The 15,650-nt window shown below is 41.2% G+C and carries 15 protein-coding genes; 7 read left to right on the top strand and 8 right to left on the bottom strand.

What is annotated here, in order from left to right; translation table 11 throughout:
• Window position 1 precedes the first annotated feature (1 nt).
• Genes SDEL_RS05525 through SDEL_RS05515 form a run of 3 tightly spaced genes read left to right on the top strand, consistent with a single transcriptional unit; the run spans window position 2 to window position 2,536 of the window.
• Window positions 2–1,135 (top strand): 2-oxoglutarate synthase subunit alpha, encoded by a 1,134-nt coding sequence (locus tag SDEL_RS05525; RefSeq protein WP_012856865.1) that lies wholly within the window; start codon window positions 2–4, stop codon window positions 1,133–1,135.
• Window positions 1,135–1,968, top strand: a complete 834-nt coding sequence (locus tag SDEL_RS05520) for a 2-oxoglutarate ferredoxin oxidoreductase subunit beta (RefSeq protein ID WP_012856864.1) — start codon at window positions 1,135–1,137, stop codon at window positions 1,966–1,968. The genes SDEL_RS05525 and SDEL_RS05520 overlap by 1 nt, the downstream gene beginning before the upstream one ends.
• A gap of 10 nt (window positions 1,969–1,978) precedes the next feature.
• Window positions 1,979–2,536, top strand: coding sequence for a 2-oxoglutarate:acceptor oxidoreductase subunit OorC (locus tag SDEL_RS05515; RefSeq protein ID WP_012856863.1), 558 nt, complete (start codon window positions 1,979–1,981; stop codon window positions 2,534–2,536).
• A gap of 43 nt (window positions 2,537–2,579) precedes the next feature.
• Here the strand turns inward: SDEL_RS05515 and SDEL_RS05510 are convergent, their stop codons facing one another.
• The 6 genes from SDEL_RS05510 to SDEL_RS05485 all read right to left on the bottom strand — a co-directional run bounded on the left by SDEL_RS05510 (window position 2,580) and on the right by SDEL_RS05485 (window position 7,619).
• Window positions 2,580–2,879: a hypothetical protein gene (locus tag SDEL_RS05510; protein ID WP_012856862.1), complete on the bottom strand. Its 300-nt coding sequence runs from the start codon at window positions 2,877–2,879 to the stop codon at window positions 2,580–2,582.
• 30 nt (window positions 2,880–2,909) lie between these two features.
• A complete protein-coding gene (locus tag SDEL_RS05505) occupies window positions 2,910–5,024 on the bottom strand; it encodes a helix-hairpin-helix domain-containing protein (RefSeq protein WP_012856861.1) in 2,115 nt (704 codons plus the stop codon).
• Window positions 5,025–5,294: 270 nt separating this feature from the next.
• Window positions 5,295–6,152, bottom strand: coding sequence for a hypothetical protein (locus SDEL_RS05500; protein ID WP_012856860.1), 858 nt, complete (start codon window positions 6,150–6,152; stop codon window positions 5,295–5,297).
• 126 nt (window positions 6,153–6,278) lie between these two features.
• A complete protein-coding gene (locus SDEL_RS05495) occupies window positions 6,279–6,632 on the bottom strand; it encodes a HepT-like ribonuclease domain-containing protein (protein WP_012856859.1) in 354 nt (117 codons plus the stop codon).
• Complete coding sequence (locus SDEL_RS05490) at window positions 6,629–6,922, bottom strand: nucleotidyltransferase family protein (RefSeq protein ID WP_012856858.1); 294 nt, start codon at window positions 6,920–6,922, stop codon at window positions 6,629–6,631. Before SDEL_RS05490 ends, SDEL_RS05495 begins: the two co-directional genes overlap by 4 nt.
• Before the next feature lie 85 nt (window positions 6,923–7,007).
• Complete coding sequence (locus SDEL_RS05485; protein ID WP_012856857.1) at window positions 7,008–7,619, bottom strand: hypothetical protein; 612 nt, start codon at window positions 7,617–7,619, stop codon at window positions 7,008–7,010.
• A gap of 71 nt (window positions 7,620–7,690) precedes the next feature.
• Here SDEL_RS05485 and SDEL_RS05480 point away from each other — a divergent pair, with 71 nt between their 5' ends.
• On the top strand, window positions 7,691–9,592 hold the full coding sequence (locus SDEL_RS05480; RefSeq protein WP_012856856.1) for a methyl-accepting chemotaxis protein: 1,902 nt from the start codon (window positions 7,691–7,693) through the stop codon (window positions 9,590–9,592).
• Between the two features lie 58 nt (window positions 9,593–9,650).
• Here the strand turns inward: SDEL_RS05480 and SDEL_RS05475 are convergent, their stop codons facing one another.
• Entirely contained in the window at window positions 9,651–10,406 is a 756-nt protein-coding gene (locus SDEL_RS05475) for a nitroreductase family protein (protein WP_012856855.1), read from the bottom strand.
• Between the two features lie 3 nt (window positions 10,407–10,409).
• Window positions 10,410–11,003: an NAD(P)H-dependent oxidoreductase gene (locus tag SDEL_RS05470; RefSeq protein WP_012856854.1), complete on the bottom strand. Its 594-nt coding sequence runs from the start codon at window positions 11,001–11,003 to the stop codon at window positions 10,410–10,412.
• Window positions 11,004–11,145: 142 nt separating this feature from the next.
• Between SDEL_RS05470 and SDEL_RS05465 the strand changes: the two genes are divergently transcribed.
• From SDEL_RS05465 to SDEL_RS05455, 3 genes are all read left to right on the top strand, one after another.
• Window positions 11,146–11,532 (top strand): winged helix-turn-helix transcriptional regulator, encoded by a 387-nt coding sequence (locus tag SDEL_RS05465; protein ID WP_012856853.1) that lies wholly within the window; start codon window positions 11,146–11,148, stop codon window positions 11,530–11,532.
• 134 nt (window positions 11,533–11,666) lie between these two features.
• Window positions 11,667–14,018: a phosphoketolase family protein gene (locus SDEL_RS05460; protein ID WP_012856852.1), complete on the top strand. Its 2,352-nt coding sequence runs from the start codon at window positions 11,667–11,669 to the stop codon at window positions 14,016–14,018.
• 136 nt (window positions 14,019–14,154) lie between these two features.
• Window positions 14,155–15,477, top strand: coding sequence for a Na+/H+ antiporter family protein (locus tag SDEL_RS05455; RefSeq protein WP_012856851.1), 1,323 nt, complete (start codon window positions 14,155–14,157; stop codon window positions 15,475–15,477).
• The last annotated feature ends 173 nt before the right edge of the window (window positions 15,478–15,650 follow it).

Below are 15,650 nucleotides of genomic sequence, written 5' to 3'. Positions count from 1 at the left end.
GATGGCAAGAGAAGTAATATCAAGCGGTAATGCACTGGTGGCAAAAGCAGCGGTTGAGTGTGGTTGTAAGTTTTTTGGTGGCTATCCCATCACGCCTTCAAGTGAAATCGCAGAAGATTTGAGTGTTTTACTCCCAAAATTTGGCGGTAAGTTTATTCAGATGGAAGATGAAATCGCAGGGATTTGTGTAGCCCTAGGTGCATCAATGAGTGGTACCAAAGCGATGACAGCCTCTTCTGGTCCTGGTATTTCGCTTAAAGCGGAGCAAATTGGGTATGGATTTATTGCGGAGATTCCTTTAGTGATTGTGAACGTCATGCGTGGAGGTCCTTCGACTGGACTTCCAACCCGTGTTTCTCAGGCCGATATTGGGCAGGCAAAATACCCAACACACGGTGATTTTGCTTCTATCGCCCTTTGCCCTGGTAGTTTAGAAGAAGCGTACACTGAAACCATTCGTGCGTTTAATATTGCAGAAACCTATATGACGCCAGTGTTTGTTCTCTTAGATGAAACACTAGGGCATATGCATGGAAAGGCGATTTTACCTGATTTGGATGTGGTTCAAAAAAGTGTCAAAAACCGTGCTGAATTTAGCGGTGATCCTAAAGCGTATAAACCTTACGCGGCAGCACCTTGTGAAGCTGCCATTCTTAATCCTTTCTTTAAAGGGTATCACTACCATGTTACAGGATTGCATCATGGCGATAATGGATTTCCAACCGAAGATGGCAAAATCTGTGAGTATAACATTGAGCGTTTGATGAATAAAATTAAAACCAAAAGTGATGATTTGGTGACGTATGAAGAGTTTATGTTAGACGATGCGGAGGTATGTATTATCGCCTATGGTAGCATTAGTCGTGGCGCAAAAGAAGCGGTCATGAAGCTTCGAAATGAAGGCATTAAAGCGGGTCTTTTTAGACCCATTACCCTCTGGCCAAGTCCTGTGGCAAAATTACAAGAAATTGGTAAACGCTTCTCCAAAATTATGGTCACAGAGCTGAATATGGGTCAATACTTAGAAGAGATTCAACGGGTGATGAAACGTGATGATTTTGCCACACTGCATAAGGCAAACGGTCGTCCTATTGCACCACTTGAAATGGTGGCTAAAGTGAAGGAGATGATGTAATGGCATTTAATTACGATACCTATTTACGTGTGGATAAAATGCCAACCTTATGGTGTTGGGGCTGTGGTGATGGGGTTATTTTAAAAGCGGTCATTCGTGCCATTGATAAGATGGGCTGGGATATGAACGATGTGTGTGTGGTTTCAGGTATTGGGTGTAGTGGACGTTTTAGCTCTTACATCGACTGTAACACGGTTCATACCACGCACGGTCGTGCCATTGCGTATGCGACGGGCATTAAACTTGCCAATCCAGACAAACATGTTATTGTCGTCACAGGTGATGGCGATGGGTTAGCCATTGGTGGCAATCACACCATTCATGGCTGTCGTAGAAACATTGACTTAAACCACATCTTAATTAACAATTTTATTTATGGATTAACCAATTCTCAAACCAGTCCAACCACACCGCAAGGCATGTGGACATCGACGGCGCATTATGGCAATGTTGACCCTAGTTTTGATGCAGCTAAATTAGCCGATGCGGCAGGAGCGACCTTTGTAGGTCGTGAATCGGTGATAGACCCTCAAAAGCTTGAGAAAGTATTGGTTGCGGGATTTTCGCATAAAGGTTACTCCTTTTTTGATATTTTCTCTAACTGTCATATTAACTTAGGGCGTAAAAATAAAATGGGCGAGGCAGTGCAAAATCTCAAATGGATAGAGAATCGCATTGTGGGTAAAAATAAGTTTGATCTTTTAAGTGATGAAGAGCGTGTAGGAAAATTTCCAACAGGTATTTTAAAACACGAAGAGGGCAAACTTGAGTACTGTGAAGCGTACGATAAAGTTATCTACGCAGCACAAAATAAAACTACCGTAGCGTTATAAGGAGCCCTTGATGCGAAGACAATTACGTTTTGTAGGTGTGGGTGGTCAAGGGGTTATTCTAGCGGGTGAGATTTTGGCGGTAGCAAAAATCAAGCAAGGTGGTTATGGGGTGAAAGCCTCCACGTATACCTCTCAAGTGCGAGGTGGTCCTACGAAGGTTGATATTTTACTTGATGAGAGTGAGATTTTATTTCCTTATGCAAATGAGGGTGAGATTGAGTTTATGATTGCCACAGCGCAGGTGAGTTTTAACCAGTTTAAAGAAGGCGTAAAAGAGGGTGGTATCATCGTGGTGGAGCCTAACCTTGTGAAACCTAGCGAAGAAGACCGTAAAAAATGGAGAATTATTGAGATTCCACTCATTACCATTGCCAAAGAAGAGGTAGGAAATGTCATTACCCAATCGGTCGTAGCCCTTTCCATTACTGTTGAGATGACACAGGTGCTTCCGCATGAGTTGGTACGTGAAGTGATGCTTTCAAAAGTGCCTGAAAAAGTCCATGCCGCCAACAATAAAGCGTATGAATTAGGCGTAAAATACGCTAAAGAGGCGCTTGCGAAGCTTTAAATAAAGATTACATGTAAAGAAGTTTTTTCTTTACATGTAAAGATTAAAAAAATAACCAAACGAGTAATGCAATTCCAATACTCAAATTAAGCCAGCTCATTCCATCTTCAAAAAGTTCAATCAAGATTTTGTAGTTATAGGTTTCAATGGTTGAAGGCTCAAAGCTTAAGCTTTCTTTAGCATATGCTACAATCTCATTGGCATAAAAATACGCCACAATTTCGGGGGCAATAAAAAAGAGGATAACGCCTAAAATTCCCCAAAGTGATTTTTGTGGTTTTAGATCAAGTAGTACCTTTTTTGTAAGCGCATGGTCTGTAATTTTTTTGAATTTTTCTTTCATCATAAACCTTTTTTATCTTTACATGTAAGCCTAAATCTCTTTAAGACTCAAACTTACTTTCCCTTTTTCTTTGTCCACTTCAAGCACTCGAATGCGGGTTAACTGCTGGTTGATGCTCAAGACTTCCAAAGGATGCGCGATGCGTTTCTCACTCATCTGCGATATGTGAATGAGCCCATCATTCTTCAGTCCAATATCCACAAACGCTCCAAAATCAGCAATATTTCGCACCACGCCTGAGACGATGGAACCCTCACTCAGTTCACTAATATCCGTGAGGTCTGAGCGAAACGCAATGGGAGGCAGTTCTTCTCTGGGGTCAAATCCTGGTTTTAAAAGCTCTGCAATAATGTCTTGAAGCGTTGCTTCACCGATGCCTTGCTCTAGCGCTAAAGCGATAATCTGCTCTTTGCTCAGTGTCGCCAAATCGGGACGTGCTAAAAGCTTTTGCGCGATGGCATAATTCTCAGGGTGAACGCCTGTATTGTCCAACACACTTTTGCCCTCACGAATGCGGAAAAACCCTGCACATTGCTCGTACGCTTTAGCACCCAAACCCTTTACATGTAAAAGCTCCGACTTACATGTAAACGCCCCTTTGCTCTCACGGTGCTCAACTATCGCTTTGGCAAGTTTTGCGCCAACACCCGCCACATAGGAGAGTAGCGAGATCGAAGCGCTGTTGGGGTCAACACCGATGCGATTGACCAAATCTTCGGTCACTTCGTGGAGTTTTTTCTCCAACTGTTTTTGATCGACATCGTGTTGGTACTGCCCGATGCCTAGCGATTTAGGGTCGATTTTCACCAACGCTGCCATCGGGTCACGCAGACGTTGTGCAATGGAGATGGCTCCACGTATGGTGACATCAAGATTTGGGTATTCTTCGGTGGCAATCTTTGAAGCCGAGTAGATGGAAGCACCCGCTTCGGAAACCACCGTGTAGGCAAGGCTTAATCCTTCTTCACGGTTAAGTCTCGCAAAAAACTCTTGTGTTTCACGAGAACCCGTTCCATTGCCAATCGCCACAGCGCTGATATGGTACTTTTGCGCTAACTCCTTGATCACTCTAGAAGCGTTTTCATAGTCACTTTGTGGAGGAGTGGGGTAGATGACCGCATGGCTCATGTAGGTGCCATGCTCATCCACAACGGCGAGTTTACACCCTGTGCGATATGCTGGATCAACCCCTAAAATCACACGCTTGGTCACAGGTGGTGTGTTTAAGAGTTGTGAGAGGTTTTTCCCAAAGGTCGCAATCGCCCCAGTGTCTGCTTTTTCTTTAATCAGGGCGTGAATTTCTCGCTCAATGGAAGGGAATAAAAGACGCTTAAATCCATCCCCATACGCTTCTAAAAGATAGGTTTTAGAACTCTTCGCATTACTGGGAATGCGGTAACGCTCTATCGAACTTTGCACACGCTCCATCTCGTAGCTGATTTTTACATGTAACTCTTTTTCTGCAACTCCTCGCATCATCGCAAGGTAACGGTGAGAGGGAATGGATGCAATGCGCTCATTCTTACCTGCAAGCTTGGCATAAAGACCCTCAGCCTGTAAGGTTTTGGACGCTTTTATCTCAAAGGAGGAAAAATCATGCAGTTGCACTCTCCAATACTCCCGCTCTTTGGCATCATCACTGTAACGCTCCGCAATAATATCTTGCGCCCCTGAAATCGCCTCTTTGACACTTTCAACTTTCTCATTCACAAAGCTCTGCGCTTTTTTCTCAAACGCTTCGGCTTCAAGCTCGGCTTTTTCTAGTATATCTGCCAAAGGGGTTAATCTATTTGCTATCGCCACGGTAGCACGGCTATTTTTCTTCTCTTTGTACGGACGGTAAATATCTTCCACGGCTTGAAGCATCTGTGCTTTTTCAACCGCACTTTTTATCTCGGGTGTGAGGGTAGCTTTTTCCTCAATGAGTCGCAACACCTCTTCTTTTCGACTTTGTAATTTTTTCGCATAGGCGTAAATGCTCTCAAACTCTCGAAGAGCTTCATCACTCGCCCCGTCCGTCATCTCTTTGCGATACCGTGCGATAAAAGGAATGGTCGAGCCTTCTTCTAAAAGCTTTAAAATGTTGATAATATTTTCTTTGGCAATGCCTGTTTTTTGGACTAAAATGGGAATAAGTGGGTTCATAATTTCTCTTTTACATGTAAAGATTTTTGGAGGGGTATTTTAGCGGAAAAGTTATGAGATGCATAACGTGTTATCTCATAACTTGATGATTTTTTTTAGTTACAGTTTTTTACATATAAAAAATATCACCACTGAATTTTAGGTTCAACATGCTTTTTTGCACAATCCATCAAAAATGAATTAATCAACATTTGGTAAGGCATACCGACTTTAGCGGATAATGCTTTAAAATAGTCTTTGATTTATCAACAAAAAAAATAAATATTTTTCTTAATATTCAAAACTCATTGACCACTGAATACCAGTTAATTCTTTAAAAACTTTCATTTGCATTAATCCATAAAAAATTCTATATTCTTGAAGATTTGAATACTGCTCCATCAATAAATTGAATGAATGATTATACTCATTGCTTTCTATCATAACTTCATTGACTATTGATGTGAATGAAGTTAATTTGTCAAAACTAAAATCTTGACCATCTATATTGTTTAAAGTTTTTAGCAAATCAACATTTTCAATTTCTTCTAGTTGACTAAATGCTTTTGAGATTGTTCCCGCTTGAACAAATGTATTTTTATGATGCCCTGACAAGTTTGACACTTTTTGAAAGTTTGTTTTTTCAATTATCTGTTTTTTTATACTTGCTTCTACTAATTCTTCCACATTTTTAATAGCAGGGGCAGCATATAAAACCAATGCTTGTTGTCCAAACTGACTTTCAAGATGCTCAAGTAATTTTTGCTGTTTTGGATATATTTCATATCTAAAATAGGGTTGATTCCAATGACGCCATTGTCCACTCGAAGGTAATATCAAATATTTAGATCTTTTGTACTGAAATAATAAGTTGGTTTTTATTTTTGGTATATTCTGAATACTTGCTTTTGTATGATGCTCCATTTCCTGTGCAATATCCTGTAAATCTCTACCTCTGTAAGGTGGCTGAAACCAAAACCAAGGATAACCGAACATCTTCCATAGGTGCCTATTTTTTGAATATGCTACAGAATCTGCACCTATGACTCCTTCTTGTGTCTGACCAAGAGGAAAATAGACAGAACTTAAATTACCCAATTCTGCATTAAAATAATTTTCAAATGTTTTTTCTTCATACGATGTATTCATTATTTTCCTTTAATAATACATTTATCAAACCCAAACTGCTAGTTAAACAGAAGAATTTTTTGGTCATCTCTAAGCTTCAAAAAGCAGTTGATAGCAAAAAACAAAAAAAAGATCGAGACTGAATTTTTAACTTTTATCTTCTATTAACTCTTTTTTCATCACTTCTATCTGCATTTTAAGTGTTGGAAACTGCTCGGTAATCACTTTCCAGACAATCTCTTCATCGATTTCAAAGTACCAGTGAATGAGTTTATCGCGCATTTTTGCCATAAGTGACCAAGGGATTTGAAGGTATTTTGAGGCTATTTCATCAGGAATTTGTTTGGTGGCTTCGCCGATGACTTCAAGTTCGCGGACACATGCGCTCACCGTTTTATCATCAGTTTTGAAGCGTTCAAAGTCATAGCCAGCCGTGAAGGTTTCAATCTTTTGAATGCTTTTAAGAATGTCATCCAGATACAAAAGATAATTGCGTTTCATACCGCAATCGCCTCTTTGAGAATACTTTGGGAGAGTTCAGCTCGGAGTTTTCGTTTAGGAACAAGATCAACATTTTTACCCAAGGCATTTTTGAGTTTTTCCTCAAGTTCGATAAACGTCAACAAATCAGGTGTTTGCGAGAAATCGACAAGCACATCAACATCACTATTTTGGGTTGCTTCATCTCGTGCCATTGAACCAAAAAGGGCAAGCGATATGATGTGATAGTTGGATGCAAGTTGAGCTTTTAAAACAGATAATTTTTGTAAAATCAGCTCTTTTTCACTCATCGCATCTTCTCCTGAAATTTTAATTTCATTGTAGCAAAATTAGATAATAGTATCTTTACATGTAAAAGCAATTATTTTAAAAAAATCATTTCTGCATTGTATTTGCACCCTGCACTAAAGGAACTCTTCGTACCACAAAGCCTGTTGGGGTTTTGTAGATTTCAAAGCGTTGGTTGAGCGTGATTTCTTGATAGACCGAGCTTCCGTATTCGATGTCGACGAAGGGATTCCAGCCAAGAAGGGTGAAGTGGTCTAGTAACGTGTTTTCACCAAGATCATGCGAGAGTTTTTGCTGATTGTTTTGGTCTTCGCTCTTTTTGTAACGCCCTTCAAAGCGCTCTAAAACGTAGCGTGAGTCTAGTTTGAGAAGATTGGACCAGTATTTCATTTTCATAAATTTAGCATCGATGCGCCACTGTTCGCCGTAGATCTTAAAATCCCCAACGACTTTGCCGTCTTCGCCACTTAGATGTGCGATGTGAAAACCACTGCTGTCGTAAGGTTTGCTAAAAGAAACCGTTGCGATGAGTGTTTCTTGGGTAAGCGCTGTGTAGGTCCATGAAAAAAGAACCACCAAAACGGCATTTAACACAAGACTTGCTAAGATCAACCCAAAAGACATTCGCATCAAAAATCGTCTCATTTTTTCCTCCAATAGCACGTTTATCTTTCCATTATCATAGCCAAATTGCTCCATAGAAACTCCTTGTATCAGAAATGTAATAGAGTCTTTGTAAAATAAAAACCACTTCAAACAAAGGAATTTCAATGAATTTTGGATTTAAGCAAAAAATAGCCTTTTCCTCAGGTATATTTTTGGCAGCATCACTCTTCATTTTTGGAATTGTAAGTTTTATCAATGCCAAAGACGCTCTTCATAAAGAGATAAGGCAGACACAATTAGCCAAAGCAAATGCACTCAAAATAGATATCGAATCATGGCTTAATGCCCAAAAAATTGTCTTAGAGACCAGTGCTGATGATATCTCCCATTTGCAAGAGTTTACAAATAAAGAGGCTATGCTTCCCTACCTCTTAACGGCACTTCAAAAAACCAAAGCTGGTATGACGTACATAGGAATAGAAGAGAATGGTTTAATGCTTTACAGTGACAAATCTCAGCCAAAAGAAGGGTATGACCCTAGAAAACGACCTTGGTATATCCAAGCCAAAAAAGAAGGCAAATCTATCGTCACCGATATCTATGTTGATGCATCGACAGGTCAACTTGGCATTTCTGCGGCAGCGCCTGTTTTTGTGAATGGCGTACTCAAAGGGGTTATCGGCAATGATGTCTACTTAACCCAAGTGGTTGAGAAGATCAATGCAACCAAATTTCCAGGAGGGTACGCTTTTGTCACCGACGCTTCGGGAAAAATAAATTTCCATCCTAATAAAGAGATGATTGATAAGGTTTTGTATGAAATCACAGATTCTCTCAAAAATCTTGAACCCTTAGTTAAAAACCATGCAACAGGGACGTATGAGTACCAAGTTACCGATGGAGTCGAGAAGCTTTTAGCGTTCACTAAACTTGAAAATGGCTGGACGCTTTATGTCACCATCGATAAAAGTGTCGCTTTTGCTTCCATTCAAAACATGCTGATCGTACTTGGCATTTCGGGCATTATTATGGTCTTGCTTTCACTGGCGTTGTTACAGTTCATTCTCAATGCTCAGTTTAAGCCTCTTGTAAAACTCAACGACGTGATCAAAAATCTCTCCAGCAGTGAGGGCGACTTGACGCAGCGTCTTACCATACAGTCCCGTGATGAACTTGGTAAAATCAGTGAAAACATCAATCTCTTCATCCAAAAAATTCATACCATCATCACAACGGCAAAAACAAACAGCGCGGAGAATGCTTCCGTGGCACATGAACTCTCTATCTCTGCGATTGATGTCGGCAAACGTGCCGAAGAAGAGTCATTTATTGTTACCAAAACAACCACAGATGCGACCTCGTTAAAAGTCTATTTGCAAGAGTCTATTGCGAGTGCGGTGACTTCTAAAAATGAGCTTGAAGAGGTAACGCATAGTCTTAAAAAGGTCGAAGAAAACGTTTCAAACCTTTCAAATCTTCTTCAAAATACCGCACACAACGAGGTTGAACTTGCGCACAAACTCACCCTCGTCAGTGACAATACCAATGAAGTTAAAAATGTTCTCAATGTGATCAATGACATCGCCGATCAAACCAATCTTTTAGCCCTCAATGCTGCCATCGAGGCGGCGCGTGCGGGTGAACATGGTCGTGGATTTGCCGTGGTTGCCGATGAAGTGCGAAAATTGGCTGAGCGTACCCAAAAATCTTTGGTTGAGATCAACGCTACCATCAACGTTGTCACCCAATCTATCAATGGTGTGAGTGTGGAGATGAATACCAACTCCGATACGATCAACAAAATCTCTGATATTTCGGTTGATGTGCAGTCCAATGTTTCCGACGTTACGGCTGTTCTTGGACGCACCATCACCAACACCCAAAAAACAGTGCAAGATTATATCGATACATCCAGTCAAATTGATGCGATCACCAAAGACATCGAAGCAATCAGCGTACTGACCAATACTAACACACGCAGTGTCGAAGAGATCGCAGGCGCAAGTGAGCACCTTCACGAACTTACCGAAACGCTCAATAACGAACTCTCCAAGTTTAAATCGTAGTTTTTTTCAGGGGCAACCAAATGGTTGCCCACACGTTTACATGTAAAGATTTTTAAGGCTACTCGTCCTTAAACGCAAACCCTTGTACAACCAAGTCTTTAGCGGTACTTCGATAATAAACGTCGGCGTAGTAATTGGTCGTGATCTCGGCATACGTCGGCATCGAGCCGCTACCGGTTTTATCGCGAAATGCTTTAAGCGTGTGCTCGTATTCCAATGCGCCTTTTTTGACTTTGTCGCTGTCATACACGTCTTCCATGGCAAACGTATCGAGAGCGACGCGCGGTTTTAAAGGAGCGCCCTTAGCGCGCTCGCTCGGTACGCCGATGATGCAACCGAGTGCTAAAAAGGTTTTTTGAGGAAGGTTAAAGAGCTTTGTAAACGCTTCGCTCTCTTTGCGTACCGCTCCAATGGCAGTTGTTCCGTATCCTAACGCTTCTGCCGCACTTTGGAGATGACTTAGCATAATGCCAGCATCAATGGCTCCCACCATAATTCCCTCAGCGCTTTGTTCTATGATGTGATTTCTTCCCACACTCTCCACGATGGCACTGGTGCGGTTAAAGTCGATGATGATGCCTACAAATACATCTGCTTCAGCAATGTGTGTTTGTCCCCCACACAGCGCTGCAATCTTCTCAAGTTTGGCTTTATCACGGGTGTAAACGAGACTAATTTGTTGTCCGTTGATGGAAGTGGGGGCACGTTGCGCTGTTTTAAAAATGGTTTCTAAGTCCTCTTCACTTATGGCTTCGCCCGTAAAGTGGCGGATGGATTTTCGATTTTGCAGTTGTGTTAGGGTTGGATTTTCCATGATTTATCCTAAAAAGTTTTGTGACAAAACAGCGATAAATTTGGCTTTTTGAGCTTCAATATTCAAATCGCCCTTAAAGATGTCATGCACGGAGTAGGTCTGCATCGGTGTTGCACTGCAGAATTGCCATGTTTTGTGTGTAGCAATATTGGCTTCATCAAGGCTTAGACCATCAAAAAAGCCCTCTTTGTTGCTAAATTCAGATGTTGGGCAGTTGTAGGTGAGTGAGAGCATGTATTTTTTACCTTGCATCAAACCACCGCTTCCATAGTGTTTAGTTGCATCACTTCTGCTTCGTCCATCGTTGGCGTAAATGCCATTGTTCGCACCTGCTGAGAAGACTTCGTCGATGTATTTTTTCATCATCCATGGCACACCCATCCAGTAAACGGGGTATTGAATGATGAAAAAATCTGCCCATTTAAACTTTTCAACCTCTTCTAAAGCGTTGTAGTTACTCTCTGCCTTGGCATGTTTGACGTTAAAGCCTTTACTTTGTAAAAACGCTTCTGCGGTGTCGATGTAGAGTTGTGTGAGTTTGCCTTCTGCAATGTTTGGGTAGTATTGGTGTCCATTAAGTATAAGTACATTTTTCATTCTGTTTCCTTCTGTTTTGTTTGAGTGAGTATAAAATTTAGGCACTTAAAATATCCTTACGATACTTTTGTAATGTAATGATAAAAATATTTAAATCACGCTATAATCCTTCCAATAGTTTTTTAAAAGATAAAGGAATAGCGTGTATATTGTGAACGATAAAGAGTATAAATGCTCTGTTTTAATTGTGCAAGATATTTTCAACGATAGATGGAAATTGGGCATTATTTGGCATTTATTGGAGGGAGAAAAGCGCTATAAAGATTTATTTGAAGAGGTTTCTGAAATTACGCAAAAGACACTGACGGTTAAATTGCGAGATTTGGAAGAAAAAAAGCTCATCAAACGAGAAGTTTTTGCTGAAATTCCACCTAAAGTTGTCTATTCGCTGACGCCCATTGGCGAGAAATTACGTCCTGTGCTTAAAGAGATGTTCGATTGGGGAATCGAGTACGTCAAAGAGTGTGGTACGTTGACACAAGAGGGTGTTTGTGAAGCCAAACGTATCGATAAACCCTTACGATCCTAATCTCATTTCGATTCTCAAAGGTATTCCTATCGAAACGAATCACTTGGCTCTCTTTAAACATTTTTTTTATTTTTTTTATCATTACATGTAACGATATTTCGTTACAATAGGCGATACACTCATAGGAGGTAGCAATGCAAAAGCATTATCTGGATGCGCACGAATTAGCGCAATTAGATGCCTATTGGCGAGCGTCAAATTATATTAGTGTGGGTCAGATTTACCTGCTAGACAATCCTCTGCTTAAAAAATCTCTGAGCCTTCATGATGTCAAACCTAGACTCTTAGGGCATTGGGGAACGACTCCGGGGCTTAATTTTATTTATACTCATATGAATCGTTTGATTAATCATGATGACTTAAACATGTTTTTTATCGCAGGCCCTGGGCACGGTGGACCTTCTGTCGTGGCACAAACCTATTTGGAAGGCGTATACAGCGAGGTTTATCCTAAGATTACGCAAGATGAAGTAGGGCTTCAAATGTTGTTTAAACAGTTTTCGTTCCCAGGAGGCATTCCTAGCCATGCCGCACCTCAAACGCCTGGTTCCATTCACGAGGGAGGAGAACTTGGGTACGCACTCTCTCATGCGTATGGAGCAGTGTTTGATAACAAAGATGTGATAGCGTGTTGTGTGGTGGGGGATGGCGAAGCTGAGACGGGTCCACTTGCGACATCATGGCACTCCAATAAATTTTTAAATCCTAAAACAGATGGTGTTGTTTTACCCATTTTGCATCTAAATGGCTATAAAATCGCCAGTCCAACGATTCTTTCTCGCATTTCGCATGAGGAGTTAGAAGCGCTTTTTCGTGGTTATGGGTATGAGCCTTTTTTTGTGGAGGGCGATGAACCAGAGGCAATGCATTCTAAAATGGCAGAAGTTTTGGATGTGATAGTCAAACGTATTCAAACCATTTGGCATGAGGCTCGAGTGTTAAACAAAGAGGAACGTCCACGTTGGCCGATGCTCATTTTACGAACGCCTAAGGGGTGGAGCGGTCCTAAAGAAGTGGATGGGCTAAAGAGTGAGGGGCATTGTAGGTCGCATCAAGTGCCATTTGCTACGTTTGGGAGTAGCCCAGAACATTTAACTCTTTTAGAGAGATGGCTTAAAAGTTATAAACCCGAAGAGCTTTTTGATGAAAAAGGCAGACTCTTTTCACACATTGCTTCTTTTGCGCCTAAGGGTGAAAAACGCATGGGCGCAAATCCTCATACAAATGGAGGAGCGTTGTTAAAACCTTTAGTTTTGCCTGATTTTAAAGCGTATGCGGTAGATGTTCCTAGTCCCGCTGGAGGGCTGGCAGAATCCACCCGTGTTTTAGGTAACTACTTGCGGGATGTGATGGCTCAAAACAGGCAGAATTTTCGTGTCTTTGGCCCTGATGAAACCGCTTCAAATCGCCTAAACGCACTTTTTGAAGTGACCAATCGTACATGGATGGCGCAAAAAGATAGTTTTGATGAGCACTTAAGTGCGGATGGACGGGTGATGGAAATTCTCTCAGAGCATACCTGTCAAGGGTGGCTTGAGGGGTATTTACTCACAGGTCGTCATGGCTTTTTCTCTTGCTATGAGGCGTTTATTCATATCGTTGATTCGATGTTTAATCAACACGCCAAATGGCTTAAAGTCACCAGTCGTGAAATCCCATGGCGAAAGCCTATCGCTTCTTTAAACTACCTTTTAACCTCGCATGTCTGGCGACAAGACCACAATGGGTTTTCGCATCAAGACCCTGGATTTATTGATGTGGTGGTCAATAAAAAAGCACACATTATCAATGTCTATTTTCCACCCGATGCTAACACGCTTTTATGGGTGGGAGATTGGTGTTTAAAAAGCAAGAACTCCATTAATGTCATTGTGGCGGGAAAACAGCCTGAAGTGCAGTGGCTTAGTATGCCTGATGCCATAGCGCATTGCGAACAGGGGATGGGCATTTGGGAGTGGGCGAGTGATAGAGGTGAGCCTGATGTCATTTTGGCATGTTGTGGTGATGTTCCAACCCTTGAAACGTTAGCCGCAGTGCGTCTTTTAAGAGAGCTGGTTCCTAGCGTGAAGATTCGAGTGGTAAATGTGGTGGATTTAATGGCGTTACAACCTCACAGTGAGCATCCGCATGGATGGAGTGATGAAGCCTACAATGCGCTTTTTCCTAAAGATGTTCCGACCATTTTTGCCTATCATGGCTATCCGTGGTTGATTCACCGTTTGGCATACAAACGAGCGCACCATGAGCATTTACATGTAAGAGGTTATAAGGAAGAGGGCACTACCACAACTCCTTTTGATATGGTAGTTTTAAACGACACCGATCGGTTTCATTTGGTGATGGATGTGATGCATCGTGTCTCTAAAATGAAACCTTATGAAGAGGAAATATGCCAAAAGATGACTGAAAAATTGGCGGAGCATAAGGCGTATATTGAAAGATATGGGATTGATATGCCTGAAATTTTAGAGTGGCGATGGAAATGATTCATTTTTAAGCAGTTTTTCTCTTTTACATGTAAGAAAAAGGGAGTAGACTGCCCTTTTTAATTTCGCTTTTAGAGCAGTTTTGTTATAACTTTACGCTTTGTTGATTTTATTTAGAATTTTTTAAGGAAGTTGAATGAATCCTGTTGTTGTTGCTGTTTTTTTAATGTTGGCGCTGAGTTTACTACGTGTTAATGTGGTGATAGCCTTGACATTAAGTGCATTGATAGGCGGTTTGATTGCGGGGATGCCTTTAAGTGACACAATAGAAGCGTTCAATAAAGGATTGGGCGGTGGGGCGACCATTGCGCTGAGTTATGCAATGTTAGGTGCTTTTGCTGTTGCTATTTCACATTCAGGCATTACGGATATTTTAGCACGCTATGTGATTAAAAAAATGGGAAAAGAAGCGACTCCCGCTCAAAAAACGTATCTAAAAATGGGACTTTTAAGTGCGATTTTACTCATTGCCATTAGCTCTCAAAATCTTATTCCCGTGCATATTGCTTTTATCCCAATTTTAATTCCACCTCTTTTACACACAATGGCGCAGCTTAAAATTGATAGACGTATGGTGGCGTGTATTATAGCGTTTGGCTTAACGGCGACATACATGCTACTGCCTGTGGGATTTGGCGGTATCTTCCTCAATAACATTTTAATGAAACATATTGTTGAAAATGGGATGATGGTCACTTCTGCTCAAATGCCTGTGGGGATGATGATTCCTGTATTAGGAATGGCAGTTGGACTTTTGGTGGCGGTGTTTGTGAGTTATAAAAAACCCAGAGAGTATTGTTTAAAAACGATTTTGGCTACGGAACCAGAAACACGTACCTTAAATAAAACGCATGTTGTGATTGCGCTTATGGCGATTGTTTTAGCGCTCTCTTTGCAACTTTACAGCGATTCGATTATCGTAGGGTCACTTGCGGGGCTTTTAATGTTTATTTTAGGAGGCGTTGTCAAAGCCAATCAAACGCAAGATGTCTTTACCAAAGGCGTTTATATGATGGGTATGATAGGGTTTATTATGATTGCGGCGAGTGGATTTGCTGAAGTGATGAAAGCAACACAGGGTGTGAGCACACTGGTTAGTTCTGTCTCTCATGCGATGGGTGATCATAAAGCGTTGGTGGCGTTGTTGATGTTATTGGTAGGACTTTTAATTACGATGGGAATTGGCTCATCGTTTTCGACTATTCCGATTATTGCAACCATTTATGTACCTTTGTGCGTGGAGTTTGGATTTTCTCCTTTAGCAACGATTGCGCTTGTAGGGGCGGCGGCGGCTTTGGGGGATGCAGGTTCTCCCGCATCCGATACAACCTTAGGACCAACATCAGGACTCAATGTGGATGGACAGCATGACCATATTTGGGATACGGTTGTTCCTACGTTTATTCATTACAACATTCCATTGGTTATCTTTGGATGGATTGCGGCGATGGTGCTTTAACATGGCGTTACATGTAAACATCAATGACGTTTTTGTAACTTTACTTAACACTTTTATGTTTATAAATTTCACACTGTAACCTTTTTCCCCAATAAAATGTAGCTTATTTACACACACGAGATTTTTTCTGGGGATATTGGTGTTTAAAAAAGAAAAAGTCTCTTTCGGGTCAC

This window comes from Sulfurospirillum deleyianum DSM 6946, from assembly GCF_000024885.1.
In the GTDB taxonomy this organism is placed as follows: Bacteria; Campylobacterota; Campylobacteria; order Campylobacterales; family Sulfurospirillaceae; genus Sulfurospirillum; species Sulfurospirillum deleyianum.
Note: the sequence above shows the minus strand (reverse complement) of the source record. Positions and strands in the feature narration are given on the sequence as shown.

Coding starts and splice junctions, on each gene's coding strand:
- SDEL_RS05500 (WP_012856860.1), bottom strand. CDS start 6,152: ATGAATACATCGTATGAAGAAAAAACATTTGAAAATTATTTTAATGCA.
- SDEL_RS05470 (WP_012856854.1), bottom strand. CDS start 11,003: ATGAAAAATGTACTTATACTTAATGGACACCAATACTACCCAAACATT.
- SDEL_RS05460 (WP_012856852.1), top strand. CDS start 11,667: ATGCAAAAGCATTATCTGGATGCGCACGAATTAGCGCAATTAGATGCC.
- SDEL_RS05520 (WP_012856864.1), top strand. CDS start 1,135: ATGGCATTTAATTACGATACCTATTTACGTGTGGATAAAATGCCAACC.
- SDEL_RS05475 (WP_012856855.1), bottom strand. CDS start 10,406: ATGGAAAATCCAACCCTAACACAACTGCAAAATCGAAAATCCATCCGC.
- SDEL_RS05505 (WP_012856861.1), bottom strand. CDS start 5,024: ATGAACCCACTTATTCCCATTTTAGTCCAAAAAACAGGCATTGCCAAA.
- SDEL_RS05510 (WP_012856862.1), bottom strand. CDS start 2,879: ATGAAAGAAAAATTCAAAAAAATTACAGACCATGCGCTTACAAAAAAG.
- SDEL_RS05490 (WP_012856858.1), bottom strand. CDS start 6,922: ATGAGTGAAAAAGAGCTGATTTTACAAAAATTATCTGTTTTAAAAGCT.
- SDEL_RS05485 (WP_012856857.1), bottom strand. CDS start 7,619: ATGGAGCAATTTGGCTATGATAATGGAAAGATAAACGTGCTATTGGAG.
- SDEL_RS05515 (WP_012856863.1), top strand. CDS start 1,979: ATGCGAAGACAATTACGTTTTGTAGGTGTGGGTGGTCAAGGGGTTATT.
- SDEL_RS05495 (WP_012856859.1), bottom strand. CDS start 6,632: ATGAAACGCAATTATCTTTTGTATCTGGATGACATTCTTAAAAGCATT.
- SDEL_RS05480 (WP_012856856.1), top strand. CDS start 7,691: ATGAATTTTGGATTTAAGCAAAAAATAGCCTTTTCCTCAGGTATATTT.
- SDEL_RS05455 (WP_012856851.1), top strand. CDS start 14,155: ATGAATCCTGTTGTTGTTGCTGTTTTTTTAATGTTGGCGCTGAGTTTA.
- SDEL_RS05525 (WP_012856865.1), top strand. CDS start 2: ATGGCAAGAGAAGTAATATCAAGCGGTAATGCACTGGTGGCAAAAGCA.